Source organism: Pseudomonas sp. Irchel 3A18, assembly GCF_900187465.1.
Taxonomy (GTDB): domain Bacteria; phylum Pseudomonadota; class Gammaproteobacteria; order Pseudomonadales; family Pseudomonadaceae; genus Aquipseudomonas; species Aquipseudomonas cichorii.
Map to the genome: position 1 here is coordinate 44,546 of NZ_FYDI01000013.1, position 25,350 is coordinate 69,895.

A 25,350-nucleotide genomic window follows, 5' to 3' on the forward strand; every position below is an offset into this window, starting at 1 on the left:
GGACGCAACGGCCACGTCAGGCAGATCAGAGAATGCTGAACGGGAAGTACTTGTCGTTGATCTTCTTGTAGGTGCCGTCAGCGATGATTTCTTTCAGAGCGTCATTGAGTCTTTCGCGCAGCGGGTCGCCCTTGCGCACTGCAATGCCGATCTTGTCGTTCTGCTCGACGGGATCACCCTTGAACTCGAAGTTCTTGCCAGCGTCGCTTTTCAGCCACTCGTAACTGACGTATTTGTCGGCCAGCATGGCGTCGACACGACCGGAAGCCAGGTCGAGGTAGGCGTTTTCCTGAGTGTCGTAGAGCTTGATGGTCACGCTGTCGCCCAGCTTGTCTTCAAGCCAGGTGCCGGACAATGTGGCGCGCTGGGCGCCGATGATCTTGCCGTTGAGCGACGCCTTGGCGGCTTCGACGGTTTCGGTGTTGATCTGCGAGTCTTTCGGCGCGATGAACTGCAGCTTGTTGGAATAGTACGGATTGGTGAAGTCCACAGCCTGCTTGCGCTCGTCTGTGATCGACAGTGACGAGATCAGGAAGTCGAACTTTCTGGAGTTGAGTGCCGGAATGATGCCGTCCCAGTCGGAAGTGACGACCGAGCACTCGGCTTTCATCTTGGCGCACAGGGCCTGGCCGATTTCGTAGTCGAAACCGACGACCTGCCCGCTGGCGTCCTTGTTGTTGAACGGCGGGTAAGCGGCTTCGATGCCCATTTTCAGGGTTTCAGCAAAAGCACTGCTGCTGATTGCCACAGTGGCAGCGGCTGCCAGCAGGAACTTCTTGTACATCTGCATGGGGGTTGCTCCGTTAGCGATTGCTCGACATGAATTGTTTACACCTTACCGACAGCGGGTTCTCGAATACTTGCTGTGGTGTGCCTTGTTCTTCGACCTGTCCCTGATGCAAAAAGACGACTTCACTGGAAACTTGTCGTGCAAAACTCATTTCGTGGGTCACCAGCAGCATAGTCCGGCCTTCTTCGGCCAGTGCGCGGATGACGTTGAGCACTTCCTGGACCATTTCCGGGTCCAGCGCGGAGGTCGGCTCATCGAACAGAATCACTTTAGGCTGCATGGCCAGCGTGCGTGCGATGGCGGCGCGTTGCTGCTGGCCACCGGAAAGCTGCGCGGGGTAGGCATGGCGTTTGTCGGCGATACCGACCTTGGCCAGCAGCGCTTCAGCGACTTCGATGGCTTCGGCCTTGCTCTGGCCCAGCACCCGGCGCGGAGCTTCGATGATGTTGTCGAGCACGCTCATGTGCGGCCACAGATTGAAGTTCTGGAACACAAAACCGATCTCGCTGCGCATGCGATTGATCTGTCTGTTATCGGCGGCGACCAGCTCGCCATTCTTGGCGGCCTTGAGCTTCAGTTCTTCACCCGCCATCAGGATCTGACCCTGATGAGGGTTCTCCAGCAGGTTGATGCAGCGAAGCAGCGTGGACTTGCCTGAACCGGATGAACCCAGGATCGAGATCACATCACCGTCACGAGCGGTCAGCGAGATGCCTTTGAGCACGTCCAGCTTTCCGTAGCGCTTGTGCAGATTGCGGATTTCCAGGGCGGGCGTGGCCTCGGCCATGTGGGGACCTCATATATTTTGTGCGCCCTTCGACCGGGGCGAGCGCCAAGCTAGCACAGGGTTTGAAGGACAACCAACAGCGTCAGGTCTGGCGGGCAGGGTTATGCGATAGGTGTCGCATCATCGCAGCAGACTGTCGCCGCAAGGCAAGCGATGCGTCTGTTTGATGCCTGTTTGCCAGCCGGAATGCGCGAAAAAGGCGCGATGTTGCCAGCTTTGGCCGGGTGTTGGAAGGGGCTTTTGCGCTGCCTTGCACCATATGCGAGCTTAACCGATTCAGGGTGTGTGTTTTCGGTGCATTAATGTGTGTAAGTCGTGAGGTGTTCGGTAACAAAACCTGCAGGCCACAGAAAGAATTCTTTCTTTCACTTCCGTGCTTGCGGGGCTGTAAGCCTTGTGTTCCAAGTGCGACGTCGTTTTTGAAATATTTTGGCGCACTTTTTGCGTAAATAATAAAGAACGGCACCGTTGCTTTCTTTTTACGAGGGGTTTCGGTGTGTATCGCTCGTCTTGCAAAAGGTGGTTTTCATGAGCAGTACCGCTAACTCTTCCGAGCTTGAACAGGGGCTGAAACCTCGGCACATCACGATGCTGTCGATTGCCGGTGTGATCGGTGCAGGCTTGTTCGTAGGTTCAGGTCATGCGATTGCGGCAGCCGGCCCAGCCGTGCTGCTTTCGTATGCCGCAGCCGGTACGCTGGTTGTACTGGTGATGCGCATGCTGGCCGAAATGGCTGTGGCCTCGCCTGATACCGGTTCGTTTTCCACATATGCCGACCGAGCCATCGGGCACTGGGCCGGTTTCACCATCGGCTGGTTGTACTGGTGGTTCTGGGTGCTGGTGATCCCGCTGGAAGCCAACGCCGCTGCGACCATTCTGCATGCCTGGTTTCCCGACGTGGCCATCTGGGTGTTCACGCTGGTGATTACGCTGCTGCTGACGGCCACCAACCTGTTCAGCGTCAAGAACTACGGCGAGTTCGAATTCTGGTTCGCGCTGATCAAGGTCGTTGCGATCATTGCGTTCGTGGTGCTGGGTGTCGTGGCGATCTTCGGGTTGCTGCCGACCAGCAATGTCAGCGGCGTCAGCCACTTGTTCGATACCCAGGGTTTCATGCCTAACGGTCTGGGCGCGGTCCTGGCGGCAATGTTGACCACCATGTTCTCCTTCATGGGGACCGAGATCGTGACCATCGCGGCTGCCGAATCGAAGAACCCGGGCAAGCAGATCACCAAGGCCACCAACTCGGTGATCTGGCGGATCTTCCTGTTCTATCTGGTCTCGATCTTTATCGTTGTGTCGCTGGTGCCCTGGAACGACAGCCGTCTGGCTGAAGTCGGTTCCTATCAGACAGTCCTGGATGTGATGGGGATTCCCAACGCCAAGCTGATCGTGGACCTGGTGGTATTGGTTGCAGTGACCAGTTGCCTGAATTCCGCGCTCTACACCGCTTCGCGCATGCTCTTTTCCCTGGGCAAGCGTGGCGATGCACCTGCAGTCTCCACACGCATCAGCAAGAGCGGCACGCCTCACTGGGCGGTGATACTTTCGACTGCCGCTGCCTTCCTGACCGTGTTCGCCAACTATGTTGCTCCGGCTGCCGTGTTTGAATTCCTGCTCGCCAGTTCGGGTGCAATCGCTTTGCTGGTGTATCTGGTGATCGCCATTTCCCAGTTGCGCATGCGTCAGAAGCGTATCGCCAAGGGTGAAACCATCGACTTCAAAATGTGGCTGTTTCCCTGGCTGACCTGGGCTGCGATTTTCTTCATCGTTGCCGTACTGATGGTGATGCTGTTCCAGGAAGACCATCGTGTAGAAATCATCGCTACCGGCGTGCTCAGCCTGAGCGTGATCGCCGCAGGCCTGCTGGTTTCTCGCCGCCGCAAGGCTTCACGGGTTGGGGCTGCGGCGTTGAGCTGAGTCGTTGAGCGCGTTCTGTCTGTGCCAAGTGTTGCAAGTCAGTCAGTGTGCCGTGGTAGGCAGCTTGCTGGCGACTGGACCTGTAAAGAGGCACCACAACACTTAAGCCAGGCAGAGCCCATGAATTCGCACCACGCGACCGTGAGCGAATTCATTCACGAGAGATTACAACCTGAACTGGCGCAGAGTCGTATTCAGCTCTGTAGCCAGTGTCGCGAGGGCGTGGCTTGCGCTGCTGGTCTGATCCGCCCTTACGGCTGACTGTGCTGAAAGGTCGCGGATACGCACCAGATTGCGGTCCACTTCGCGGGCGACCTGTGCCTGTTCTTCGGATGCGCTGGCGATCACGGTGTTGCGGTCGTCGATCACCATGACCGAGCTGGCAATGATCGCCAGTGCCGCGTTGGCGGATTCAGCCTGGCCTTTGGTGCGTTGGGCCTGCTCGGTACTGATTTCCAGCGCCGACACCGTATTTTTGGTGCCTTGCTGGATATGGCCGATCATGGATTCGATTTCCTGAGTCGACTCATTGGTCCTGTGTGCCAGCGCCCGAACCTCGTCGGCGACCACGGCGAAGCCTCGGCCTGCATCGCCTGCGCGTGCGGCTTCGATTGCGGCGTTGAGGGCCAGCAGGTTGGTCTGTTCGGATACCGAGCGAATCACTTCCAGAACCTTGCTGATTTCCAGTGTGCGACTTGCCAGTTGCTGCGCCTGTTCCGATGCGCTGCTGACATTGCGGGTCAGTTCAGTGATGGAGTTGACGGTCTGCTTGAGCTCTTCCTGTCCTTGCAGTGCCGAGCGTGACGATGACTTCGATTCTTCCGATGTCGACACTGCGCTGCGCGCAACCTCGTCAACCGCCTGACTCATTTCGGTCACGGCAGTGGCTGCCATTTCGATTTCACTGTTCTGGGTGACCAGATCGGCGTTGCTGCTGGCCATCAGACTGTTCATCTGGCTGGTGGCGGACGATAGCTGCTGTGCTGCATCGTCGACCTGATTCAGGGTGGCTTGCAGGTTTTTGCGCATGCGCTCCATTGATTGCAGCAGCAAGGCGACTTCGTCTACGCCGCGACTGTCCACATCGAGCGGACGCAGATCTCCCGACGCAAAAACTTCCGAGGCTTTGAGGGCCTGATTGATGGGGTTGGCAAGGCTTTGAGTCAGGCGCCATGCCAGAGCGAGTGTTGCCAGTACTGCCAGCACCATGACTGCAACAGAAATGGTCTTGGCTTTTTCGTACGCCGCTGTCGCACTTGCGCTGGATTCGGCTTCGGCTTCGTCGTTTACTTTTTCCAGCCTGGAGAGCGCAGCAGCCATGCCTTCTGCACTTTTTGGCATTTCCACCCTGATGACCTGACGAGCCGCATCTTGCTGGTTGTCCCTGATCAGTTTGTACGCCCGCTCTGCACCATCGGCATAGGCCTTGTAGGTGGTCTCGATACTGGTGATCAGCGTTTGCTCGGTATCCGTGTTGATCAGCGGTTTGTAGGCTTTGACCGCGTTGTAGAACTTCTCCTCTTCCTTCAGCAACTCGGTATACGCCTGTTCTATCTCGGCAGGGCTTCTTGAGATCATTCTGAGGATGGCGATGCGGGTGTTGGCGAATGCGAGGGTGATGTCATCGCCCAATGCAATGCCAGGCATTGAGTCATTTTCGATTTCCAGGCCTTCCGAGCGAATATTGCCCATTTGCTGGATGTTGAAAATGCCGAGCCCTATCACCATGGCAACCATGAACGTGAAGCAGGTCAGGGTGCGTTTGGCTATCTTCATGTTTCTCAAATACATACCCGCTCCGAGTTCATCCGATGTGCTGTGCTGAGGGGGCGCCTTGAGCAGGCGCGTACGCAGCTATATCGGATTTTCGGGTAGAAGCTGAAGTCTGCTTTAGATGAAACCTGCGGTTTAGAGCACTCTTGTCGTTATTGAGGTGGACATGACGTTTTTGTGTACGTCAACGCTGTCCTTTTGAATCCCGCTTGACCAGCAACTCGGATGCCTTGTTGTAATCGGCCTGGAATGCCGGGCTACCGATCCATTCGACAGCAGTGTCTTCGTCTTCATCGTGGAACAGGGCGCGGTAGGTGATGAGCAGTCCCATCATGAAGTCGGTGGCTTGCTCTTCGTCTTCTTCGCTGATGACCAATGCCAGAACCGGGTATTGCAGGAAGACCACGCACAGCGCCAGCTGGCTGATGGCTTCGGCGGCCTTCATGGCTTCAAACAGGTCTTCGTAATCGGCCGGATCGAAACCGTTTTCGACGATGTCCTGGAAATCAAAGGTGCTCAGGTCGAGCTGCACATCATCGAACGGTTGATTCACAAGAGCGGAAGCGAATACAGGGTGAACGACATTTTGTGCTGGCTTGCCCGAGCGGTTCTGCTTGGCTTTGATCTTCGCGCGCTTGGCACGTTTTTGCTGTTTGTCTGGCGAAGCCATGAACGGGTCCTTTGGCAGGCGATAAGGGCAATGGCGATCATTGAAACCCAGACGGCCTGAATAACCAAGGGCGTGGACGTGTCTTATGCGGTCTGCCGGGTTGCCTTGAAGGCTTTGGAAGGCTGGCATGCGGCATGAAGCGGTATGTTGGAGGGGCGGGCTATGGCGATTGTCAGCCCTGAAAACGGCAAGGGTTACAGGTGAGTGGCAAGTGAGTGAATTCGGTTCCATCGCCATGGAAAATTAATTTCCGGTGACGGCCTTCAGCTCTGTGTATTCAAGAGCGAGCCTGTACCAGCCTGCCCAGCGACACCTCATTTGTCACGCCTTGCAGCTTCTCTTCCCCGGCCTGCATTACGCTGCATATGCGCAGCACTGCCTGGGCATCCGGCTCATTGCCTGAAGTGCTCAGCCGCTCCGCAATGCGCATCAGTTCAACCGCCGACCATTTCAGATCGGAGGCGATGCCTTGCAGGTCGCGACGCAGGTCCTGGTTGGGTTTGTTCAAAGGCATACATGTCTCCGTCAGGGTTGGGCCCGCAGTCAATGACAATGCCGGGTGCCGGCTTTCTTGTCGTTATGACAGCCTTGCTTGTCGGTCCGGCCGCCGTGTGCGACTGCCGAAAGAGAGGTTGCAGCGAGAAGTGCCGCGAGGAGGAGGGTGGTGAACTTCATGACAGATCCTTCTGCTGATAAATCCCTGAGTTCGCATCACCTGAGCTGGCATCTTTGATGCTGCTCGAATATAGCAAAGGCTTATTCGTGGTGGGCAGGAAATTATTGAGGGGGATCTGTTGGTGGTGGGGTGAAAAGGCTCGGATATGTGTCGCAGCTCTGTTTGCAACGGGAGGCTAAACCGCAGACAACAAAAAACCCGAACTAGGCGGGTTTCTGTTTTTCAGATGGTGCTGACACCACCTGAATCTAATAAGTGGTGCCCAGAGACGGAATCGAACCGCCGACACGGGGATTTTCAATCCCCTGCTCTACCGACTGAGCTATCTGGGCAACGGGGCGCATTAGACGTGTTTTTCAGGAGGTCGTCAAGCGTCATGTTGAAAAAAATTTGAATTATTACCGACGCTTACGACCTTCATTGCTGGAAACGCTTTATTTCTCGGGGGGAACGTAGCCTTCGGCCTTGGCGTATTCCTCGCCGGAAAGGAACTTGTCCATCTCGGTCTGGAGGAATTTCCGGTCTTCGGCGTTCATCATGTTCAGGCGACGCTCGTTGATGAGCAGGGTCTGGTGTTTCTGCCAGTCGGCCCAGGCTTTCTGCGAGACGTTGTTGAAAATGTCCTCACCCTTGGTACCCGGATACGGAGCGCGCTCCAGGCCGGGCAGTTCTTCTTTGTATTTGCGGCACATTACGGTGCGGGTCATGACGACTCTCCTGCATTCAATACGTCGGCCGCGCGTTTGAGCAGCTTTTTCACCGGGGCGGCAAGGCCCAGGCGCGGCGGGGTGGCGAGGTTATACCAGAGCCAGTCGGCTTCGGCCACGTGATGGGCGGACTCCTGGACCTGTACCAGCCAGGGTTCGATGCTCAACTGGAAATGGCTGAAGGTGTGGACCAGTCCCGGCAGTTCGTGATGCTGGCCCAGCTCCAGGGAGTGCTGCAGCGCCAGGTCTTTGAGGTCATTGAAGTCATCCAGCTCCGGCAGGCTCCACAGGCCGCCCCAAAGACCGCTGGAAGGGCGGCGATAAAGCAGAATCGCGCCGTCGCGGTTGGCGAGCATTGGCATCAGGGTGCGTTTCTGCGGGACGGTCTTGCGTGGCTTGGGAATCGGGTAGCGGGTTTCCAGGCCCAGCAGGTGCGCTTCGCAGCCACGCTCCAGCGGGCAGAGCAGGCAACTGGGTTTGCTGCGGGTGCAGAGTGTGGCGCCCAGGTCCATCATCGCCTGGGTGTAGTTGTTCACGCGGCTATGGGGTGTAAAGCGCTCGGCAGTGGCCCATAGCTGTTTGGCGACCTTGGGCTCGCCTGGGTAACCTTCCTGTGCGGTGTAGCGGGCGAGGACGCGCTTGACGTTGCCGTCGAGGATTGGCGCACGAATGCCCATGCTCAGACTGGCAATGGCGCCCGCAGTCGACAGGCCGATACCGGGCAGCAGGGTGAGTTGTTCCACGTCACGAGGAAACTCACCGCCATGATCAGCAACGACTATCTTTGCGGTTTTCTGCAGGTTGCGGGCGCGGGTGTAGTAACCCAGCCCGGTCCACAGGTGCAGCACTTCGTCTTCCGGTGCTTCGGCCAGGGCCTGCACGGTGGGCAGAGCCTCCATGAAGCGGTCGAAGTAGTTCAGCACCGTGCTGACCTGGGTCTGTTGCAGCATGATTTCCGACACCCACACCCGGTACGGGGTAATGCCTTGCTGCCATGGCAGATCGTGTCTGCCATGGTGGTCGTACCAGTTCAGCACTGCCTGGGAGAATTGCTCGGGTTGCATTGCAGAATCGGCTCTCATCGTTTGAACAGGTTCTTGAGGGCGTCCTTGAGTTCCGGATTGACCTTGTCGCCGAGCTTCTCATCCAGCTTTTCTTCGAGCTTTTCGCTGATCCGGTCGCCAGCGAGCTTCGCCGCGATCTGGCCGATGCCTTCCTTGTCCATACGGCACGCCTTGGCGCCCAGTTCCAGCGGGCCTCGGCACTGGACCGGCCACTCGATACCCACATAACGCGGGTTGACCTCGCAGGCCGGGTCCGGCATGTCGCTCTTGTCGCCTTCGATGATGATGCCCAGGCGATAGTTCATGCCCAGCACGCGCAGGTCGACATCGCCGTTACCGTTGACGGTCAGACCTGGGATGCGAGCCTTGAGGTCAGGGTTGCTGGCCACACCATTGCGGATGGTCAGGTTGCCATTGAGCTGCTGGAAGGGCGTGTCCTTGCCACGAGGTTCGCCACTGAGCGTCTTGCGGTTGAGGGTCGAGATGCCCTGGCACAGTTGCTGTTCAAGGTTGGCGTTGACCAGCACGCCATTGTTGAGCACAAAACTGGCCGTGCCGTTGAGGCTGTCGACGAGGGTTTTTTCGCTGTTGCCCTTGGCGGTCAGGTCGCTGTTGAGGTTCAGCAGGCCTTTGACCGGTGGTGTCTGCCCCTGGCTTTGCAGGAGGCGCTCGACCGGAACCCGATTGACCTTGGCCTGCACGCTGGCCAGAGGAATGTCCTGGCGGGCGTCAAGGTTGCCCTTGATGTCGAAGTTGCCGTTGTAGAGGTCGCCGCGCAGGCTTTCGACGCTGATGACGCCGTTCTGTGCCTGGGTGGTGAGCACGGCATTGTCGATGGGTAGTTTGTCGAGGGTCAGTTTGCCGAAGTTCAGGTCGGCCTGGACGTCGAGGGTGCGCAGCCGCTCGAGAGGCAGCAGCTTGGCTGTGCTCCAGGCCGCCTTGGTAGGCTGGTCCGGCAGCGGCGTGTTGCCCGCGAGTGCAGCGGCTTCACCGCTTTGTACTTCTGACTGACGCGCCGCCTTGGCGCCTTTGCTTTCTTCGTTCTCTGCCGGGAGATAGCGATCGGCATTGAAGGTGTCGGCCTTGAGTTGCAGACGCAGTGCCTGCTTGGCGAAGTCGTCAATGGCGACGCGGCCCGTGAAAGTGCTTTCATCAACCTTGAGGTTCAGTTCTTCGAGCGCCAGGCTGTTCGGCGTGCCGTTCAGGCGGGTGACCATTTCGACTTTGCTCAGCGCGCCGTCGGCCATGGCTGGCAGCGGGTGGCCGATATTGTCGAAGAAAGTGCGCACATCGAGCTGGGCGATGGAAAGGCCGCCGCTGATCTGCGGAGTCTTGTCCAGGTCGCGGGCACGCAGCTCGCCAAGGGCGCGCAACTGGTTGGCGGAAATCTTGAGGCTGTTCCATTCCGCGATGTTGGCGGCGAGGTCGACCAGCAACTGGCCCTGAGCGGCGAAGGTCACGGTCTTGCCCTGCAAGGGTTCGCCAGCCGCTTCGCCCGACAGGCGCATATCTTCAAATTGATAGCGTTTGAGGGCGCGATCCAGACGCACGTCGCCTACCAGTTCGGTCCTGATGCGCACAACCGGCTGGTTGGTGCTGAGGAACGCAGTAAGTTTGACCGGGATGTCCGAGGCTTCCCGGATGGCGCCGGTGCTCAATTGAATGCTTTCGGCAGTGAGGGTCCGGCCTTTGCGGGCATCGCTGTATTCGACCCGGGCGTTATTGACCGTCAGGCTGTCGATATCCAGCTTGACGGGGCGCGAGGGTTTGTCCGCAGGCGGTACAGGCGTTGTGCCCGAAGGCTGCTCGGGTGTCGGCGCGGCAGCGGTGGCGGGCTTGCCGATGTCTTCCCAGTTGCCATGGCCGTTTTCATCGCGGTTGAGGCGCAGGTTCAGGCCTTCTACCCGCACATCGCTCATCTGGACTTCACGACGCAACAGCGGCAGTACACGAACCGATAACCCGAGCATCTGCAGGTCGGCAAATGGCGCCGTGGGCGCGCTCAGGTTGGCGACGCTGGCGTCATGCAACTCAAGGCCCAGCCAGGGAAACAGGCTCCAGCCGATGTCGCCGTTGAGCGTAAGCTCGACGTTTGCCTTTTCGCGTGCCAGTTGGCGAATCTCGTCTTTGTAGTCGTTGGGATCAAACAGATGGGTCAAGGCGAAGCCGAGAGCCACGATGATCAGCAACAACCCGAGAATAAACAGTCCCAGGATTTTGCCGAACGCTTTCATGGGCGAGTCCTTGTTATCGATCGTTCAAAAAATAGCCCACGAGTATACCGCTCTAACGAGTGTCGGGGGCTTTGGATGCCTTGGGCTGCTGCGCGGGGTCAAATGCTTGCGATTTCCAGCGGCACGTCAAGCTTGGCCGCAAGGGCCAGGACTTCAGGAAGCTCGGCGGTTGTCTGCAAGCGTAGTTCGCAACCTGCATCGCGGGCCGATTTCTGTGCCTGGGTCACCAGCCGCTCGGCAACACCGCGTCGACGGGTGAGAGTGCGTACGCAAAGATGCGACAGCCGCCAGATATCGCCGGTCTGTTCCAGGCGGGCAGCGCCCAGCAGCCGGTCATTGAAGCGTCCCGCCAGAAGTGTTCCGTCATTCAGGCTTGTTTCAATCAATTGCGCCGCATCGGTGAAGGGGGCAAACAGCCATTGCGGTGCGTCGCGATATATCTTTTGCAGATCTTCCTGATCCTGATAAGTGGGGGAATTAATAATCCCAACTAAGACCGGCATTGTATTTCCTCTGTCCGCAATTGATTGTATCTATTACTTCATAGATGGCGTGGATTGGGTAAGTAATTAATTGATGTAACAAGATACTTACGGCCCTTGGTAAGTGTTAGTCTCTCGCCATCGCTGGTAAGGTGCGGCCTTTTGCCACGCCTCTGGATACCGCCCGATAAAAAACAGTCATGGCCGTCAGGCATGGAGACTGTGAGCGGACCAGCGCATTAATCCTGCGAGCATTACACATCTGGGGGTAATCACAATGAGCACAAGCACAGCTTTGGGCGGCGCCACCGCTCAACCTGCGTTCTTGTCCAAGGAACGCATCATCGCCAAGCCCGGTTTCAACCGTTGGCTGGTTCCGCCCGCTGCTTTGGCAATTCACCTTTGTATCGGTATGGCTTACGGCTTCTCGGTATTCTGGTTGCCGCTTTCCAAGGCTATCGGTATTTCGACACCTGTTGCCTGCACACCTGACATGGGCTTCATTGCACAGATCTTCTCGTCGACCTGTGACTGGCAGATCTCCATGTTGGGCTGGATCTACACACTGTTCTTCATCTTCCTGGGCTGCTCGGCTGCCATCTGGGGTGGCTGGCTCGAACACGCAGGCCCACGCAAGGCCGGTGTGGTTTCGGCTCTGTGCTGGTGTGGCGGTCTGCTGATTTCCGCACTCGGCATCTACACTCACCAGATCTGGCTGATGTGGCTCGGTTCCGGTGTGATCGGTGGTATCGGTCTGGGTCTGGGTTATATTTCCCCCGTTTCAACCCTGATCAAGTGGTTCCCGGACAAGCGCGGCATGGCGACCGGCATGGCGATCATGGGTTTCGGCGGCGGTGCGATGGTAGGTGCTCCTCTGGCCACTGCGCTGATGGGCTACTTCGCTTCTGCTGAAAGCGTTGGCGTATGGCAGAGCTTCGCGGTGATGGCGGTGATTTACTTCGTCTTCATGATCGGCGGTGCCCTGGGCTACCGCGTTCCACCGACCGGCTGGAAACCTGAAGGCTGGACTGCTCCTGCCAAGAAGGCCAGCAACGCGATGATCACCAGTCGTCACGTACACGTGAGCGTGGCCTGGAAAACGCCGCAATTCCGCCTGGTATGGCTGGTGCTGTGTCTGAACGTTTCGGCCGGTATCGGTATCCTGGGCATGGCCTCGCCACTGCTGCAGGAAGTGTTCGCCGGTAAACTGCTGGGCAATGACCTGACCTTCAGCCAGTTGAATGCCGATCAGTTGAAAGCCATCGCTGCCATCGCGGCAGGCTTCACCGGTCTGTTGAGCCTGTTCAACATCGGTGGTCGTTTCTTCTGGGCTTCGTGCTCCGACTACATCGGCCGCAAGGCAACCTACTTCGTGTTCTTTGCCCTGGGCTTCGTGCTGTATGCATCGGTTCCGACCCTGAGCCATCTGGGCAGCATCGCGCTGTTCGTGGGTGCCTTCTGTATCGTGCTGTCGATGTACGGCGGTGGTTTCGCGACCGTTCCTGCCTATCTTGCTGACCTGTTCGGTACGCAAATGGTCGGTGCAATCCACGGTCGTCTGCTGACCGCCTGGGCTGCTGCCGGTGTACTGGGTCCGGTTCTGGTCAACTACCTGCGTGAATATCAGCTCAGCCACGGCGTTGCTCGTGCTGCAGCCTACGACATCACGTTGTACATCCTGGCCGGCATGCTGGTACTGGGTTTCATCTGCAACCTGCTGATTCGTCCGGTTGCCGACAAGTACTTCATGACTGACGCCGAACTGGCTGCTGAACAAGCCATCGGCCTCGACAAGAACGCTGTTGCCACCACTTCTCTGGAGTGGAAAGCGTCTGAAGGCAGCAAGCCGCTGGTTGTTCTGGCCTGGCTGGCTGTTGGTGTTCCTCTGGCGTGGGGCGTGTGGGTCACCCTGCAAAAGACGGCCGTACTGTTCAACTAAAACAGTCGGGTAAAAAGAAAGCGCTTGCACAGGACGTGCAAGCGCTTTTTTTATGGCCCGTTGCCCCTGCGGCAGGAGCGAATTCATTCGCGAGGCGGCATTTCAAACGACTTATCTGTGTTGGATGTGCTGGCTTCTCGCGAATTAATTCGCTTCTACCTCATGTCATGGGGTGGTCGATTTATTCGTGAAGGCGACAGGTTTACTGCGGGTCTTGATGGCGTAGGCCGCGCCCAGTGCGATCAGCCAGATTGGCAGCATGTACACCGAGATACTGATACCCGGTGTGAACAGCATGATTGCCAGAATACCGAACAGGAAAGCCAGGCAGATGTAGTTGGTGGCCGGATAGCCCCAGCTCTTGAACAGCGTTGTTTCGTTGGCCTGGCGTTTGGCGTTGCGGAATTTCAGGTGGGTAATGGTAATGATGACCCAGTTGAGTACCAGAGCTGCCACCACCAGTGCCATCAGCAATTTGAAGGCCTGCTCCGGTATCAGGTAGTTGATCAGTACGCAGGTGCCTGTGGACAGCGCCGAAATCGCCAGGGCATTGACCGGTACGCCACGGGCGTTGATCTTGAGCATTGCCTTGGGTGCATTACCCTGTTTGGCCAGGCCGAACATCATCCGGCTGTTGCTGTAGACGCAACTGTTATAGACCGACAGCGCAGCTGTCAGGACCACGACGTTCAGCACGGTCGCGACCACATCGCTGTCCATCTCATGGAAGATCATCACGAAAGGACTGCCGCCGGTCACCACTTTCTGCCAGGGATACAGACACAGCAGAACCACCAGTGCGCCCACGTAGAACAGCAGGATGCGGTAGATCACCTGATTGGTCGCGCGCGGGATACTGCGCTGAGGGTCCTGTGCTTCGGCTGCGGTGATGCCGATCAGCTCCAGACCGCCGAACGAGAACATGATGAAGGCCATGGCCATTACCAGCCCGCTGACGCCGTTGGGGAAGAAGCCGCCGTATTGCCACAGGTTGGCTACGGCAGCGTCCGGGCCGCCATTGCCGCTGGCCAGCAGATAGGCGCCGAAAACAATCATGCCGACGATGGCCAGCACTTTGATGATGGAGAACCAGAACTCCATTTCACCGTAGAGCTTTACGCTGCTGAGGTTGATCAGGTTGATGATCACGAAGAACGCGGCTGCCGAAACCCAGGTAGGGACGTCCGGCCACCAGTATTGAACGTACAACCCGACCGCCGTGAGCTCGGCCATGCCTACCAGCACATACAGGACCCAGTAGTTCCAGCCGGACATGAAGCCTGCAAAGTTGCCCCAGTATTTATTGGCGAAGTGGCTGAAGGTTCCGGCCACCGGCTCCTCGACCACCATCTCGCCCAACTGGCGCATGATGAAAAACGCGATCAGGCCTGCAATCGCATAACCCAGAATCACCGAAGGGCCAGCCATGCTGACGGTGTGGGCAATTCCTAGAAACAACCCCGTACCGATGGCGCCACCCAGCGCGATCAGTTGGATATGCCGATTCTTCAAACCCCGATGCAGTTGATCGGGCGGCGTTGATTGGGTCATTGAAAATCCCTGCAAGTATTAATAACGGATCGGCTGGTATGGCCATCATTGGCTTTACTATTGGCCTCGATTGCAAGACAGGTGCCATCTCTCTTGTGGTCCGGTGATGCACTTCGGGCGGTCGCTGTTGATGCTTTGAAACTGATAGGCTTCCCGGCCTGAACTCTCTGGTACGAGCGATTGCCCTCAATGAAAATGAATGAAATCGACGACTTCGACTTGAAGATCCTGACCCTGCTTCAGGCCAATGGCCGCCTGACCAATCAGGAGCTGAGCGATCTGGTCGGGCTTTCGGCATCGCAATGCTCGCGTCGCAGAATCAGTCTGGAGCAGGACCATCTGATCCTGGGCTACCACGCCCGCATCGCTCCGCAAGCCCTGAGCCGCGAGGTTCTGGCAATGATCGAAGTCCGTCTGGTCAGTCACAACACGCAATATCGGGAGATATTCCAGGCACTGGTTGCCGACCTCAGTTCGATCATCGACGCTTACAAGACGACAGGGGACGCGGATTATACGCTCAAGGTTGCTGTTGCCGACCTCGATAGTCTCAACAAGTTGATGGAGTGTATTACTGCAAGCGACAGCGTTGCGCATATAAAGACGGCAGTTGTTCTGGAGCGCCTGAAGGAAAACAGTGTGGTGACAGTATAAAACGCTGCACTGTTATGGCACACAAGTGTTATTGGTGTGCGTAAATGATGCATGTATGTTGTTTTTATAGTCGTTAGTGTGCGCAAAGTTGTATTTGTTGGCTAACATCGGTCGTATTGTGTAGGATTTGTGCTCATATCGTGAGCTGCAATAGCGTTGCTGGGTCAAGGGCGCTGTCATTCACCTGCATCGATCCTGCCTGAGCGCCCTGATGACAACCCATACCGCCGTGCCCAACAGTCTTGATACCCGCCACTCGGCCCAGGAAGACGTATTTGCCCTGGTCATCGCCACTGTCCTGATTTCCTTCAGCGTGCTGATGCTGCGCCAGGCGGGCGTCATGACGGGCGGTACGGCGGGTATTGCCCTGTTTTTCCACTACACCTTTGCCGTGCCTTTCGGCGTTGCGTTCTTCACCCTCAACCTGCCGTTCTATTACCTGTCCTTTCGCCGGATGGGCTGGCTGTTCACGCTCAAGACCTTTTGTGCCGTGGGGCTGGTATCCTTCTTTTCCGATCAGCATGCCCTGTTCATCCATATCGATCAGTTGCAGCCCTTTTATGCCTCGGTGCTGGGTAACCTGATTCTGGGGGTGGGTTTTCTGATCCTGTTCAGGCACCGGGCCAGCCTGGGTGGCGTGAATATTCTTGCGCTGTATCTTCAGGATAAATATGGTTTCAAGGCAGGCTGGCTGCAGATGGGTGTGGATATTTGCGTGCTTGTCGCTTCCCTGACGTTCATCAGCCTGCCGACTCTGGTAGCTTCCATAGTCGGTGCCGTGCTGCTGAATTTCATCATTGCGCAAAACCACCGATCCGATCGCTATTCGGCCTGATTCACTAAACAAGAGGAGTTGTTGCGCATGCTAGCCCACGTAGAGTCCTACGCCGGAGATCCGATCCTGTCGCTGATGGAAACCTTCCAGAAGGACCCGCGTGCGGACAAGGTCAACCTCAGTATCGGTCTGTACTATGACGCCGAAGGGCGCATCCCGCCTCTGGCTGCGGCAGTCCGTGCTCTGCAGCAAGTGGCCGAAAGCGAGCAGCAGGCCGCTTCTCTCTACCTGCCGATGGAAGGCCTGGCTCCTTATCGCGAGGCTGTGCAGAATCTGCTGTTCGGTGCCGATCATCCTGCGTTGCTTGAAGGCCGTGTGGCGACCATCCAGACCGTCGGCGGCTCCGGGGCGTTGAAAGTCGGTGCGGACTTCCTGAAATATGCGTTCCCCGAGTCTCAGGTCTGGGTCAGCGACCCGACGTGGGAAAACCACCACGCGCTGTTCGGCGGTGCGGGTTTCAAGGTCCACACGTACCCGTACTTCGATTCGAGCACCGGTGGCGTTGATTTTGAAGCCATGCTGGACAAGCTGCAGACCTTGCCGGCGCGCAGCATCGTGTTGCTGCACCCTTGCTGCCATAACCCCACAGGCGCCGATCTGTCGGTGGAGCAGTGGGACCGTCTGATCGAGCTTATCAAGAGCTGTCAGCTCATTCCGTTCCTCGATACCGCCTATCAGGGTTTCGGCAAGGGCATGAATGAAGATGCCTATGCGATCAGGGCGATGGCCAGCGCTGGCATCACCACAGTAATCAGCAACTCGTTCTCGAAAATCTTCTCGCTGTATGGCGAGCGGGTCGGCGGCCTGTCCATCGTCTGCGATGACGTGGCTTCAGCCACCAACGTGCTGGGGCAACTCAAGGCTACTGTGCGTCGCAACTACTCCAGCCCGCCTGCCCATGGCGCGCAGGTGGTTGCTCGTGTGCTCAACACCCCGCAACTGCGCGACGAGTGGCTGAGTGAAGTCGAAGACATGCGCCTGCGCATCATCGACATGCGTCAGAAGCTGGTGACCGCACTGGAGCAGAAAGTCCCGAGTCGTGATTTCAGCTTCATCCTTCGCCAGAGCGGCATGTTCAGTTACACCGGCCTGAGCCCTGAGCAGGTCGATGAGCTGCGTGAAAAATATGGTGTGTACCTGATTCGCAGTGGCCGGGTGTGCATGGCCGGGCTGAACGAGGCCAATATCGGCAAATTCTGCGATGCGCTGGGCAGCCTGTTTGCCGGAAAACCTGCGTAAAACCTTCCGCAAGCGTGTGTCGGCAGGCTTGAGGGGCGTGAAATCGTCGATTTTGCCCCCTCAACTCCGACAAACCGCCATCATCTTGCCTTCCCCTCGTCTGTTTACTTCATGCCGACCGCATCTGGGCCTATAATGATCATCTTTTTCGCCCAATGATTTTGCGGAGCTGGTGATGGCCGAACGTAAGGCATCCGTCGAGCGCAATACCCTGGAAACCCAGATCAAAGCCTCGATCAACCTGGATGGCACCGGAAAGGCCCGATTCGATATCGGAGTCCCTTTCCTTGAGCACATGCTCGACCAGATCGCCCGGCACGGGTTGATCGACCTTGATATCGAGTGCAAAGGCGACCTGGAAATCGACGACCACCATACTGTGGAAGACGTCGGTATCACCCTGGGCCAGGCATTCAGCCAGGCTATCGGGGACAAAAAAGGCATCCGTCGTTATGGCCATTCCTATGTGCCGCTCGATGAAGCCCTGTCCCGCGTGGTCATCGACTTCTCCGGTCGTCCGGGCCTGCAGATGCATGTGCCTTACACCCGTGCCGTGGTCGGTGGCTTCGACGTGGACCTGTTCCAGGAATTCTTCCAGGGCTTCGTCAACCACGCCAACGTGACCCTGCACATCGACAACCTGCGCGGCACCAACACTCACCACCAGATCGAAACCGTCTTCAAGGCATTCGGTCGCGCCCTGCGCATGGCGGTCGAGCTGGATGAGCGCATGGCCGGGCAAATGCCTTCGACCAAGGGTGTGCTCTGATGCAGACGGTTGCTGTCATCGATTACGGCATGGGCAACCTGCACTCGGTCGCCAAGGCGCTCGAGCATGTGGGCGCCGGCCGTGTGCTGATCACCAGCGATGCCAAAGTGATTCGCGAAGCCGACCGCATCGTGTTTCCGGGGGTGGGCGCGATTCGCGACTGCATGGCTGAAATTCGCCGCCTGGAGTTCGATGCACTGGTGCGTGAAGTGAGCAAGGATCGTCCTTTCCTGGGGATCTGCGTCGGCATGCAGGCTTTGCTCGATCGCAGCGAAGAAAACGGCGGCGTGGACTGCATCGGCCTGTTCCCCGGCCAGGTGAAGTTCTTCGGCAAGGACCTGCAAGAGCAGGGCGAGCACTTGAAAGTGCCGCACATGGGCTGGAACGAAGTGACCCAGTCGGTGGATCACCCGCTGTGGCACGACATTCCGGACCGGGCGCGCTTCTACTTTGTCCACAGCTTCTATATCCAGGCAGCCAACCAGCGTCAGGTGGTGGGCAGCGGGCATTACGGCGTCGGTTTCGCCGCAGCCCTGGCGGACGGCTCGCGCTTTGCCGTGCAGTTCCACCCCGAGAAGAGCCATACCCATGGCCTGCAATTGCTGCAGAACTTCGTGGCCTGGGACGGTCGCTGGTAATCGCCATGAGTAAAGCCAGAGCCAAGGCCCCGATTCTCACCCTCACTCCTGAACAGGAGCAGCAGGCCATCGACAAGCTCAAGCGGTTGTTCGCCCAGCGCTTTGAAATGGACCTGGGGTCGTTTGAAGTGGCCGAGGTGCTGGAGTTCTTTACCAGCGAGATTGCCCCGCACTATTACAACCGAGCGGTTTTCGATGCTCAGCAGCTCCTCAAGGAGCGCTTCGAGAGCATCGAAAGCGATCTGTGGTCGCTCGAAAAGAGCAGCTGAACGCCTCTGGCTTCGGGCTGCAAGAATTGAATTAGACAGACACGCACGCTTGACGCTTGCCGCTCTTTGACGAAGGAAAAAGTATGCTGATTATTCCCGCGATCGACCTTAAAGACGGCGCCTGTGTACGCCTGCGCCAGGGCCGCATGGAAGATTCCACGGTGTTTTCCGATGATCCGGTGAGCATGGCTGCCAAATGGGTCGACGGTGGCTGCCGTCGCCTGCATCTGGTCGACCTGAACGGTGCGTTCGAAGGTCAGCCGGTCAATGGCGACGTCGTTACGGCCATTGCCAAGCGTTATCCACAACTGCCGATCCAGATCGGCGGCGGTATTCGCTCGCTGGAAACCATCGAGCACTACGTCAAGGCGGGCGTGAGCTACGTCATCATCGGCACCAAGGCCGTCAAGGAGCCAGAGTTCGTGGCTGAAGCCTGCCGCGCATTCCCTGGCAAAGTGATCGTCGGCCTGGACGCCAAGGATGGTTTCGTCGCCACCGACGGCTGGGCTGAAGTCAGCACCGTGCAGGTCATCGACCTGGCCAAGCGTTTCGAGGCTGATGGTGTTTCGGCCATCGTTTATACCGACATCGCCAAAGACGGCATGATGCAGGGCTGCAACATCCCGTTCACCGCCGCGCTGGCTGCTGCGACCCGCATTCCGGTCATCGCTTCCGGTGGTATCCACAACCTGGGCGACATCAAGGCCCTGCTGGACGCCAAGGCACCTGGCATCATCGGCGCAATCACCGGCCGCGCGATCTACGAAGGCACGCTGGATGTGGCTGAGGCGCAGGCGCTGTGCGATCTGGAACAACGCTAATCCAACCGTAGGAGCGAATTCATTCGCGAAGCGGTTTCAGCGTCGACATCTTCATTGTCTGACACGCTGATTTCGCGAATGAATTCGCTCCTACGGGTCTGATCTGTTTTGGAGACTGACCCCATGGCCCTGGCCAAACGCATCATCCCTTGCCTGGACGTCGACAACGGTCGAGTGGTCAAGGGCGTCAAGTTCGAGAACATCCGCGATGCGGGCGATCCGGTGGAAATTGCTCGTCGTTACAACGAGCAGGGCGCGGACGAAATCACCTTTCTGGACATCACCGCCAGCGTTGATGGCCGTGATACCACGCTCCATACCGTCGAGCGCATGGCCAGTCAGGTATTCATTCCGCTGACCGTTGGTGGCGGTGTGCGTACCGTCCAGGACATCCGCAACCTGCTGAACGCCGGTGCCGACAAGGTATCGATCAACACGGCGGCGGTGTTCAACCCGGAATTCGTTGGCGAAGCGGCTTCCCGTTTCGGCTCGCAGTGCATCGTGGTCGCTATCGATGCCAAGAAGGTTTCCCTGCCCGGCGAAACCCCGCGCTGGGAAATCTTCACCCATGGCGGTCGCAAGCCGACCGGTCTGGACGCCGTGCAGTGGGCGAAAAAGATGGAAGACCTGGGTGCCGGTGAAATCCTGCTGACCAGCATGGACCAGGACGGCATGAAGAACGGCTTCGACCTGGGCGTCACCCGGGCCATCAGCGATGCACTGGGCATTCCGGTGATTGCCTCCGGTGGCGTCGGCAACCTGGAGCATCTGGCGGCGGGCGTCATCGAGGGGCATGCGAGCGCTGTTCTGGCGGCAAGCATCTTTCACTTTGGCGAATACACCGTGCCCGAAGCCAAGGCCTACATGGCTCAGCGCGGTATCGTCGTTCGTTGATTGGCAGGCGGGCAGCTCTTGCTCGCCCTGTCATGAGTTTTCCGGTTGCAGCGACACTGCTAGACACTGTCATGGTATAGCGGCACTCTGCACGAGGTCGTCATGCTCGAGTGCCGAAATATGTTCAAACGTCTTTTTCTTGCACTACTGGGCGCCAGCGCTCTTGTGAGTTTGAGTGCTCGGGGCAGTGATGCGCCGACGCCTTCGATCGTGTTGCTGACCGAAAACTATCCGCCCTACAACATGGCGGTGGACGGCAAGAACTTCGCTCAGGAAAACAACCTCGATGGCATCGCTGTCGAGATCGTGCGCGAGATGTTCAAGCGGGCCGGTATCAGCTACAACCTGACCCTGCGTTTTCCGTGGGAGCGCATCTACAAGCTGGCGCTGGAAAAGCGCGGCTATGGTGTGTTCTCCACCGTGCGTACGCCCGAGCGGGAAAAACTCTTCAAATGGGTCGGCCCCATCGGCCCGGTTGACTGGGTCATGCTGGCCCGTGAGGACAGCACCATCACCCTGACAGATCTGGAGCAGGCCAAGGCGTACCAGGTCGGCGCCTATAAAGGTGATGCGGTTGCCCAGAGCCTGATTCTCAAGAGCTTCACCCCGGTGCTGATGCTGCGGGATCAGGACAACGCCAGAAAACTCGCCACGGGCCAGATCGACCTGTGGGCCACTGCCGATCCTGTTGGTCGTTATCTGGCCAGGCAGGAAGGCATCACGGGTTTGAAAACGGTCTTGCGCTTCCATACGGCCGAGCTGTTTCTGGCACTGAACAAGGAAACACCCGACGACGTTGTCAGCCGTCTGCAAAAGCAACTGGATGACATGCGCGCCGAAGGCTGGGTGGACAAGGTTCAGGCGCGTTATCAATAACACTTCATCGGGTCACGGACACAATGTCCTCGCGCACACTGGAGCGCTGGCCGTTGATATCGTGGGCGTAAGTACAGATTTTCACGGGCAGTGACTTGGTACGTAGTACCAGATTGCTGCCCAGGCGTCTTTTGAAGCCTTGCGGCTCTGTGCAATCCGTTATTGCGGGCGGGCCGATCTTCGCGGTGTAGTAATCGATGCGTCCGGGGTCACTTAACCAGTTGACCTCATAAGTACCGAAGCGATTCTTTTCAATATGCATTTGCGGGTCGCTTGTGGGGCCTGCTGCCTGCAACTCCACAGCCAGTGTCAGGGCGTTGCGCATCATCCCGTGGCTGGGCCGGTCATCGGCTGACGAGACGCCGATGATACATAGCCAGTTGATGCCGACCCGTGCGTCTATCGGGTCATCGATACGGGCATCACGGGACGTTATTGTGGCGCTGTAACCCACTGGATTCTCACATTCCAGGGGCGAGCCGACCTTCTTGTAGCGATAGAAAGGTTTATCCACCCTGAACTGCAGATCCCACGAGGGATAAACCTCATTGCCCAGAGCATCCAGCCTGACCTTGGCAAATTGTCTGGGTGGTTTCTCAAACAGGATCGAATGCACAGGAAAGAGCCTGCACTGCTGGGGATCGGTAGTGAGCACGCCATCAATGAAGCATTCGTTCAGGCTGGTGACCGGGCTGCCAAAGTTGCTGTTGGCAGCCTGGGGCGGGAAACCGGGTGGTAACGTCACTTCACCCTTTACCGCAGAGCTTTCGGGTGATGGCTGGTTGGTGAAATTCAAGACTGCGAACACCTCGCCGGTATCACGGGTCAGCAATGGGCTGCCGGATGAGCCCTGAGCGATATCCTTGCACTGGTTACTGACCGTGTGACGCCAGACCCAGGGTCGCTGCAGGATTTCTCCTGAAGACTGATGAACGCAGGCCGCCATGCGCAGGTGCCCTGTGCCGATATAGAGCGGGGCACCAATGGACAGGATTTCTCGACCGTCCTCCGGCATCTGGTTGGTAAGGCGAAGTGGCTGGATGCCGTCAGCGATCAGTGATGCCAGCGTCGGCTGCAACTCGACAATCGCCAGATCCACACCTTGCATGCTGCTCCAGTTAACGCGTTTCAATGGATAGCTGTAGGCGAGGCTGTCAGTGAAAAAGTTGAACTGGACGGTCCCCTCGATTTCACTGTCGGTGATGATCGTCCCGTTTCGTCGAGAGATGCAGTGGCCATTGGTAAGCAGGTAGGCAGGCGCGTCGTCCGGGCTGCCGGGGCTGCGTGTATCGATCAGGGTGGCGGTGCAATGCGAGCCTTTTGTGCTCTTTATGCGGCCGATTCCGTTCCAGTGAGTGCTCTGGCCATCTGCTTCGAGCAGCACTTTTGACGGGGCAAGAGAAATCAGGCCTTCGCCCAGATCCTGGGCCATGGCGGTGGGCAATTGCATAAGGCTGGCGATGCAGCAGGCGCCAGCAAAAACGCGAAGATTCATGATTCTTCCTTGATAACAGCTATGACGATCAGTCCCTTTAAGCGGGGGCTGATGCTGTTATCAAGGCAGTAATGGCCGGGGACATTTAAAGCAGGCGGAGCTTACAGCGCGTGTGGAAAATTCAAGCCGGTCAGGTCGGTAATCAGCGGTAGATGCCTTCCTTCCCGTGCCCGGCCATGGCTTTGTTGCCTCTCTCGCTGATCATGTGACGCAGCTCGATCCATTCGACGCCCTGTGCCTTGAGCTTGGGCAACTCGCGCTCAAGCACATCGAGGGTCACGGGGTAAGGGTGGCCGATGATGACCACCGATCCCTGTTTATGGGCGAGTTTGATTGCGATCTGCAATTGTCGGGTGATGGCCTCGGCTGTGCGCTCGTCGTCCAGGAACACATCGCGAGATACACTTGCCAGCCCGATACGCTGGGCTGCGGCGGCGGCCACGGTCTTGGCGCTGGTGCGGCTGTCGACGAAGAACATGTGCCGACGCTGCAATTCTTCCATGAGCCAGGCCATGGCCACAGGCTCGCTGGTCATGCGGCTGCCCATGTGATTATTGATGCCTGCGGCATAAGGCACCTTGAGCAGCGCGGCGCTCAGGCGGCTTTCAAGCTCGGGCAAGGGCAGGCCGGGATGCCAGGCATACGGGCCGGTCGCCGGGTCCATCGGCATGTGCAGCATGACCGTCTTGCCGGCAGCGTGGGCTTGTCGGGCGAAATCGGTGGCATGAGGCGTGTCAGGCATGATCGCCAGCGTCACGGGGCCGGGGAGGGCGAGAGTCCGGCTGTCACGAGCGGGGTTCTGGCCCAGATCGTCGATGATCAGGCTCAGATAGATGGCGGGCGGCTTATCAGCTTTCTCGCCGTCGGGTGCCGCATGGGCAGCACCGGTCAGCGAGAAGGCCAGCAACAGGCATGAGAGAAAACGCATGCCTTAGTTGCCGCGGGTGATACTCAAGCCTTTGAGCAGGCTCAGCGCCTGATTGAGCTGGTAGTCTTCATCCTGCGGACGCGCCTTGGCCGCTGCGCCGCCCTTGACGGTCGGCTTGTCGGCACCGCCGTTACCATTGCCCAGGTGGCCGGAAAGGTCGGCTTCCTTGTAGTTCTCGCCGTCCGCTTCGTTGGTGACCTTGGCGCGGCGCACTACGATGTCCGGGTTGATGCCCTGAGCCTGAATGGAGCGGCCGTTAGGCGTGTAGTACAGCGCAGTGGTGATCTTCAGGGCGCGGTCGTTGTTCAGCGGCAGTACGGTTTGCACCGAGCCTTTGCCAAAACTGTCCGTGCCCATCAGGATGCCGCGCTTCTGGTCTTGCAGGGCTCCGGCGACGATTTCCGAGGCCGAGGCGCTGCCGCCGTTGATCAATACCACCAGAGGCGCGCCTTCGCTGGCATCTGCCGGGTCGGCGGAGAAGCGCAGTTCGGAGTTGGCGATACGGCCCTTGGTGTAGACGATCAAACCCTTGGTCAGGAAGTGATCCGCCACGGCTACGGCTGATTGCAGCACGCCGCCCGGGTTGTTGCGCAGGTCCAGGATCAGACCGCTCATTTTCTTGCCGTTGTCCTTGCGCAGCTTGGCCAGTGCCTTGCCGACTTCGTCACCTGTCTTGACCTGGAACTGGGTGATGCGGATATAGCCGTAGCCGTTCTCCAGCATCTGCGCCTTGACGCTCTTGACCTGAATGGTGGCGCGAGCCAGCGTCACGTCAAATGGCGTGCCGCCATCGCGAACCAGCGTGAGGGTGATCTTTTCACCGATCTTGCCCCGCATCTTGTCGACCGCTTCCTGCATGGTCTGACCTTGAGTCGGTGCGCCGTTGATCTTGACGATCAGGTCGCCAGCCTCGATGCCGGCCTTGGACGCCGGGGTGTCGTCGATCGGGGAAACCACCTTGACGAAACCGTCTTCGATGCCGACCTCGATGCCCAGGCCGCCAAACTCGCCGCTGGTGCTTTCCTGCAACTCCTGGAAGTCTTCCGGGCCCAGATAGGCCGAGTGCGGATCAAGGTTGCTGAGCATGCCCTTGATGGCGTTTTCCAGCAGGGTCTTGTCGTCCACCGGCTCGACATAAGCGGCCTTGACCCGATCCATGACTTCGGCAAAGGTGCGCAGCTCATCGAGCGGCAGCGGTGCCTTGGCGTTGGCGGGCGCGACAGCTGCTGGCGCTGGTGCTGGCGTGGCTTTTTCGGCAGCCAGTGCCAGAGGCGAGCCAATCACAATGGCAATAGCCAGGGTCAGCGAGGTGAGGCGGGACAAATGCAGCATGTCTAAC

25 protein-coding genes, 1 tRNA gene and 1 pseudogene are annotated in these 25,350 nt (G+C 58.1%); 11 read left to right on the top strand and 16 right to left on the bottom strand.

Translation table 11 applies throughout. From position 1 onward, the window contains the following. Window positions 1-25 precede the first annotated feature (25 nt). Together CKW23_RS20765 and CKW23_RS20770 are read right to left on the bottom strand one after the other, a co-directional pair. The gene (locus CKW23_RS20765) at window positions 26-790 is read right to left on the bottom strand and encodes an ABC transporter substrate-binding protein (RefSeq protein ID WP_095068256.1); all 765 of its coding nucleotides are present in this window, start codon (window positions 788-790) and stop codon (window positions 26-28) included. Between the two features lie 13 nt (window positions 791-803). Continuing rightward, window positions 804-1,577 (bottom strand): ABC transporter ATP-binding protein, encoded by a 774-nt coding sequence (locus tag CKW23_RS20770; RefSeq protein WP_095068257.1) that lies wholly within the window; start codon window positions 1,575-1,577, stop codon window positions 804-806. Window positions 1,578-2,105: 528 nt separating this feature from the next. On the opposite strand from CKW23_RS20770, the gene gabP reads away from it, so the two are divergent. Continuing rightward, window positions 2,106-3,497, top strand: a complete 1,392-nt coding sequence (gene gabP, locus CKW23_RS20775; protein WP_095068258.1) for a GABA permease — start codon at window positions 2,106-2,108, stop codon at window positions 3,495-3,497. Window positions 3,498-3,662: 165 nt separating this feature from the next. On the opposite strand, the gene CKW23_RS27290 is transcribed toward gabP, so the two are convergent. From CKW23_RS27290 to CKW23_RS20820, 10 genes and pseudogenes are all read right to left on the bottom strand, one after another. Beyond that, window positions 3,663-4,535 carry a methyl-accepting chemotaxis protein gene (locus CKW23_RS27290; RefSeq protein ID WP_371856586.1) on the bottom strand — a complete coding sequence of 291 codons (873 nt, stop codon included), beginning with the start codon at window positions 4,533-4,535 and terminating at the stop codon, window positions 3,663-3,665. Continuing rightward, window positions 4,518-5,288: pseudogene (locus CKW23_RS27295) on the bottom strand (MCP four helix bundle domain-containing protein); the annotation flags it as partial. The pseudogene CKW23_RS27295 and the gene CKW23_RS27290, both read right to left, overlap by 18 nt. A gap of 166 nt (window positions 5,289-5,454) precedes the next feature. Continuing rightward, on the bottom strand, window positions 5,455-5,940 hold the full coding sequence (locus tag CKW23_RS20785; RefSeq protein WP_025262463.1) for a hypothetical protein: 486 nt from the start codon (window positions 5,938-5,940) through the stop codon (window positions 5,455-5,457). Window positions 5,941-6,217: 277 nt separating this feature from the next. After that, window positions 6,218-6,454 (bottom strand): hypothetical protein, encoded by a 237-nt coding sequence (locus CKW23_RS20790; RefSeq protein ID WP_095068260.1) that lies wholly within the window; start codon window positions 6,452-6,454, stop codon window positions 6,218-6,220. 29 nt (window positions 6,455-6,483) lie between these two features. Further along, window positions 6,484-6,615, bottom strand: a complete 132-nt coding sequence (locus CKW23_RS20795) for a YHYH domain-containing protein (RefSeq protein ID WP_095068261.1) — start codon at window positions 6,613-6,615, stop codon at window positions 6,484-6,486. A 257-nt stretch (window positions 6,616-6,872) separates the two neighbouring features. Beyond that, window positions 6,873-6,948 (bottom strand) — tRNA-Phe (locus tag CKW23_RS20800). 102 nt (window positions 6,949-7,050) lie between these two features. Further along, the gene (locus tag CKW23_RS20805) at window positions 7,051-7,323 is read right to left on the bottom strand and encodes an oxidative damage protection protein (protein ID WP_095068262.1); all 273 of its coding nucleotides are present in this window, start codon (window positions 7,321-7,323) and stop codon (window positions 7,051-7,053) included. Further along, on the bottom strand, window positions 7,320-8,387 hold the full coding sequence (gene mutY, locus CKW23_RS20810; RefSeq protein ID WP_095068263.1) for an A/G-specific adenine glycosylase: 1,068 nt from the start codon (window positions 8,385-8,387) through the stop codon (window positions 7,320-7,322). Before mutY ends, CKW23_RS20805 begins: the two co-directional genes overlap by 4 nt. Window positions 8,388-8,401: 14 nt before the next feature. Beyond that, entirely contained in the window at window positions 8,402-10,621 is a 2,220-nt protein-coding gene (locus CKW23_RS20815; protein ID WP_095068264.1) for an AsmA family protein, read from the bottom strand. 98 nt (window positions 10,622-10,719) lie between these two features. Next, window positions 10,720-11,124 (bottom strand): acetyl-CoA sensor PanZ family protein, encoded by a 405-nt coding sequence (locus CKW23_RS20820; protein ID WP_095068265.1) that lies wholly within the window; start codon window positions 11,122-11,124, stop codon window positions 10,720-10,722. Window positions 11,125-11,380: 256 nt separating this feature from the next. Between CKW23_RS20820 and CKW23_RS20825 the strand changes: the two genes are divergently transcribed. Beyond that, entirely contained in the window at window positions 11,381-13,042 is a 1,662-nt protein-coding gene (locus CKW23_RS20825) for an OFA family MFS transporter (RefSeq protein WP_025262447.1), read from the top strand. 165 nt (window positions 13,043-13,207) lie between these two features. Here CKW23_RS20825 and CKW23_RS20830 read toward each other — a convergent pair whose 3' ends face one another. Further along, the gene (locus tag CKW23_RS20830) at window positions 13,208-14,593 is read right to left on the bottom strand and encodes an amino acid permease (RefSeq protein WP_025262446.1); all 1,386 of its coding nucleotides are present in this window, start codon (window positions 14,591-14,593) and stop codon (window positions 13,208-13,210) included. A gap of 189 nt (window positions 14,594-14,782) precedes the next feature. Between CKW23_RS20830 and CKW23_RS20835 the strand changes: the two genes are divergently transcribed. From CKW23_RS20835 to CKW23_RS20875, 9 genes are all read left to right on the top strand, one after another. Continuing rightward, window positions 14,783-15,247, top strand: a complete 465-nt coding sequence (locus tag CKW23_RS20835) for an Lrp/AsnC family transcriptional regulator (RefSeq protein ID WP_232924609.1) — start codon at window positions 14,783-14,785, stop codon at window positions 15,245-15,247. Between the two features lie 211 nt (window positions 15,248-15,458). After that, window positions 15,459-16,082 carry a YitT family protein gene (locus CKW23_RS20840; RefSeq protein WP_051427756.1) on the top strand — a complete coding sequence of 208 codons (624 nt, stop codon included), beginning with the start codon at window positions 15,459-15,461 and terminating at the stop codon, window positions 16,080-16,082. Window positions 16,083-16,109: 27 nt separating this feature from the next. Beyond that, window positions 16,110-17,321, top strand: a complete 1,212-nt coding sequence (locus tag CKW23_RS20845) for an amino acid aminotransferase (protein WP_025262443.1) — start codon at window positions 16,110-16,112, stop codon at window positions 17,319-17,321. A gap of 175 nt (window positions 17,322-17,496) precedes the next feature. Further along, window positions 17,497-18,090, top strand: a complete 594-nt coding sequence (gene hisB, locus CKW23_RS20850) for an imidazoleglycerol-phosphate dehydratase HisB (RefSeq protein WP_025262442.1) — start codon at window positions 17,497-17,499, stop codon at window positions 18,088-18,090. Beyond that, window positions 18,090-18,728 (top strand): imidazole glycerol phosphate synthase subunit HisH, encoded by a 639-nt coding sequence (gene hisH / locus CKW23_RS20855; RefSeq protein ID WP_095068266.1) that lies wholly within the window; start codon window positions 18,090-18,092, stop codon window positions 18,726-18,728. The genes hisB and hisH overlap by 1 nt, the downstream gene beginning before the upstream one ends. Before the next feature lie 5 nt (window positions 18,729-18,733). Next, entirely contained in the window at window positions 18,734-18,997 is a 264-nt protein-coding gene (locus CKW23_RS20860; protein ID WP_095068267.1) for a DUF2164 domain-containing protein, read from the top strand. Between the two features lie 83 nt (window positions 18,998-19,080). After that, the gene (gene hisA, locus CKW23_RS20865; RefSeq protein WP_095068268.1) at window positions 19,081-19,818 is read left to right on the top strand and encodes a 1-(5-phosphoribosyl)-5-[(5-phosphoribosylamino)methylideneamino]imidazole-4-carboxamide isomerase; all 738 of its coding nucleotides are present in this window, start codon (window positions 19,081-19,083) and stop codon (window positions 19,816-19,818) included. A 123-nt stretch (window positions 19,819-19,941) separates the two neighbouring features. Next, a complete protein-coding gene (gene hisF, locus CKW23_RS20870; RefSeq protein WP_025262438.1) occupies window positions 19,942-20,712 on the top strand; it encodes an imidazole glycerol phosphate synthase subunit HisF in 771 nt (256 codons plus the stop codon). Between the two features lie 120 nt (window positions 20,713-20,832). Then, complete coding sequence (locus tag CKW23_RS20875; protein ID WP_095068269.1) at window positions 20,833-21,588, top strand: ABC transporter substrate-binding protein; 756 nt, start codon at window positions 20,833-20,835, stop codon at window positions 21,586-21,588. 4 nt (window positions 21,589-21,592) lie between these two features. On the opposite strand, the gene CKW23_RS20880 is transcribed toward CKW23_RS20875, so the two are convergent. The 3 genes from CKW23_RS20880 to CKW23_RS20890 all read right to left on the bottom strand — a co-directional run bounded on the left by CKW23_RS20880 (window position 21,593) and on the right by CKW23_RS20890 (window position 25,343). Beyond that, complete coding sequence (locus CKW23_RS20880; protein ID WP_095068270.1) at window positions 21,593-23,083, bottom strand: serine protease; 1,491 nt, start codon at window positions 23,081-23,083, stop codon at window positions 21,593-21,595. 142 nt (window positions 23,084-23,225) lie between these two features. Beyond that, window positions 23,226-24,011 (bottom strand): divergent polysaccharide deacetylase family protein, encoded by a 786-nt coding sequence (locus CKW23_RS20885; protein WP_095068271.1) that lies wholly within the window; start codon window positions 24,009-24,011, stop codon window positions 23,226-23,228. A 3-nt stretch (window positions 24,012-24,014) separates the two neighbouring features. Further along, entirely contained in the window at window positions 24,015-25,343 is a 1,329-nt protein-coding gene (locus CKW23_RS20890; RefSeq protein WP_025262434.1) for a S41 family peptidase, read from the bottom strand. Window positions 25,344-25,350 lie beyond the last annotated feature (7 nt).

Coding starts and splice junctions, on each gene's coding strand:
- CKW23_RS20765 (WP_095068256.1), bottom strand. CDS start 790: ATGCAGATGTACAAGAAGTTCCTGCTGGCAGCCGCTGCCACTGTGGCA.
- CKW23_RS20770 (WP_095068257.1), bottom strand. CDS start 1,577: ATGGCCGAGGCCACGCCCGCCCTGGAAATCCGCAATCTGCACAAGCGC.
- gabP (WP_095068258.1), top strand. CDS start 2,106: ATGAGCAGTACCGCTAACTCTTCCGAGCTTGAACAGGGGCTGAAACCT.
- CKW23_RS27290 (WP_371856586.1), bottom strand. CDS start 4,535: ATGGAGCGCATGCGCAAAAACCTGCAAGCCACCCTGAATCAGGTCGAC.
- CKW23_RS20785 (WP_025262463.1), bottom strand. CDS start 5,940: ATGGCTTCGCCAGACAAACAGCAAAAACGTGCCAAGCGCGCGAAGATC.
- CKW23_RS20790 (WP_095068260.1), bottom strand. CDS start 6,454: ATGCCTTTGAACAAACCCAACCAGGACCTGCGTCGCGACCTGCAAGGC.
- CKW23_RS20795 (WP_095068261.1), bottom strand. CDS start 6,615: ATGAAGTTCACCACCCTCCTCCTCGCGGCACTTCTCGCTGCAACCTCT.
- CKW23_RS20805 (WP_095068262.1), bottom strand. CDS start 7,323: ATGACCCGCACCGTAATGTGCCGCAAATACAAAGAAGAACTGCCCGGC.
- mutY (WP_095068263.1), bottom strand. CDS start 8,387: ATGCAACCCGAGCAATTCTCCCAGGCAGTGCTGAACTGGTACGACCAC.
- CKW23_RS20815 (WP_095068264.1), bottom strand. CDS start 10,621: ATGAAAGCGTTCGGCAAAATCCTGGGACTGTTTATTCTCGGGTTGTTG.
- CKW23_RS20820 (WP_095068265.1), bottom strand. CDS start 11,124: ATGCCGGTCTTAGTTGGGATTATTAATTCCCCCACTTATCAGGATCAG.
- CKW23_RS20825 (WP_025262447.1), top strand. CDS start 11,381: ATGAGCACAAGCACAGCTTTGGGCGGCGCCACCGCTCAACCTGCGTTC.
- CKW23_RS20830 (WP_025262446.1), bottom strand. CDS start 14,593: ATGACCCAATCAACGCCGCCCGATCAACTGCATCGGGGTTTGAAGAAT.
- CKW23_RS20835 (WP_232924609.1), top strand. CDS start 14,783: ATGAAAATGAATGAAATCGACGACTTCGACTTGAAGATCCTGACCCTG.
- CKW23_RS20840 (WP_051427756.1), top strand. CDS start 15,459: ATGACAACCCATACCGCCGTGCCCAACAGTCTTGATACCCGCCACTCG.
- CKW23_RS20845 (WP_025262443.1), top strand. CDS start 16,110: ATGCTAGCCCACGTAGAGTCCTACGCCGGAGATCCGATCCTGTCGCTG.
- hisB (WP_025262442.1), top strand. CDS start 17,497: ATGGCCGAACGTAAGGCATCCGTCGAGCGCAATACCCTGGAAACCCAG.
- hisH (WP_095068266.1), top strand. CDS start 18,090: ATGCAGACGGTTGCTGTCATCGATTACGGCATGGGCAACCTGCACTCG.
- CKW23_RS20860 (WP_095068267.1), top strand. CDS start 18,734: ATGAGTAAAGCCAGAGCCAAGGCCCCGATTCTCACCCTCACTCCTGAA.
- hisA (WP_095068268.1), top strand. CDS start 19,081: ATGCTGATTATTCCCGCGATCGACCTTAAAGACGGCGCCTGTGTACGC.
- hisF (WP_025262438.1), top strand. CDS start 19,942: ATGGCCCTGGCCAAACGCATCATCCCTTGCCTGGACGTCGACAACGGT.
- CKW23_RS20875 (WP_095068269.1), top strand. CDS start 20,833: ATGTTCAAACGTCTTTTTCTTGCACTACTGGGCGCCAGCGCTCTTGTG.
- CKW23_RS20880 (WP_095068270.1), bottom strand. CDS start 23,083: ATGAATCTTCGCGTTTTTGCTGGCGCCTGCTGCATCGCCAGCCTTATG.
- CKW23_RS20885 (WP_095068271.1), bottom strand. CDS start 24,011: ATGCGTTTTCTCTCATGCCTGTTGCTGGCCTTCTCGCTGACCGGTGCT.
- CKW23_RS20890 (WP_025262434.1), bottom strand. CDS start 25,343: ATGCTGCATTTGTCCCGCCTCACCTCGCTGACCCTGGCTATTGCCATT.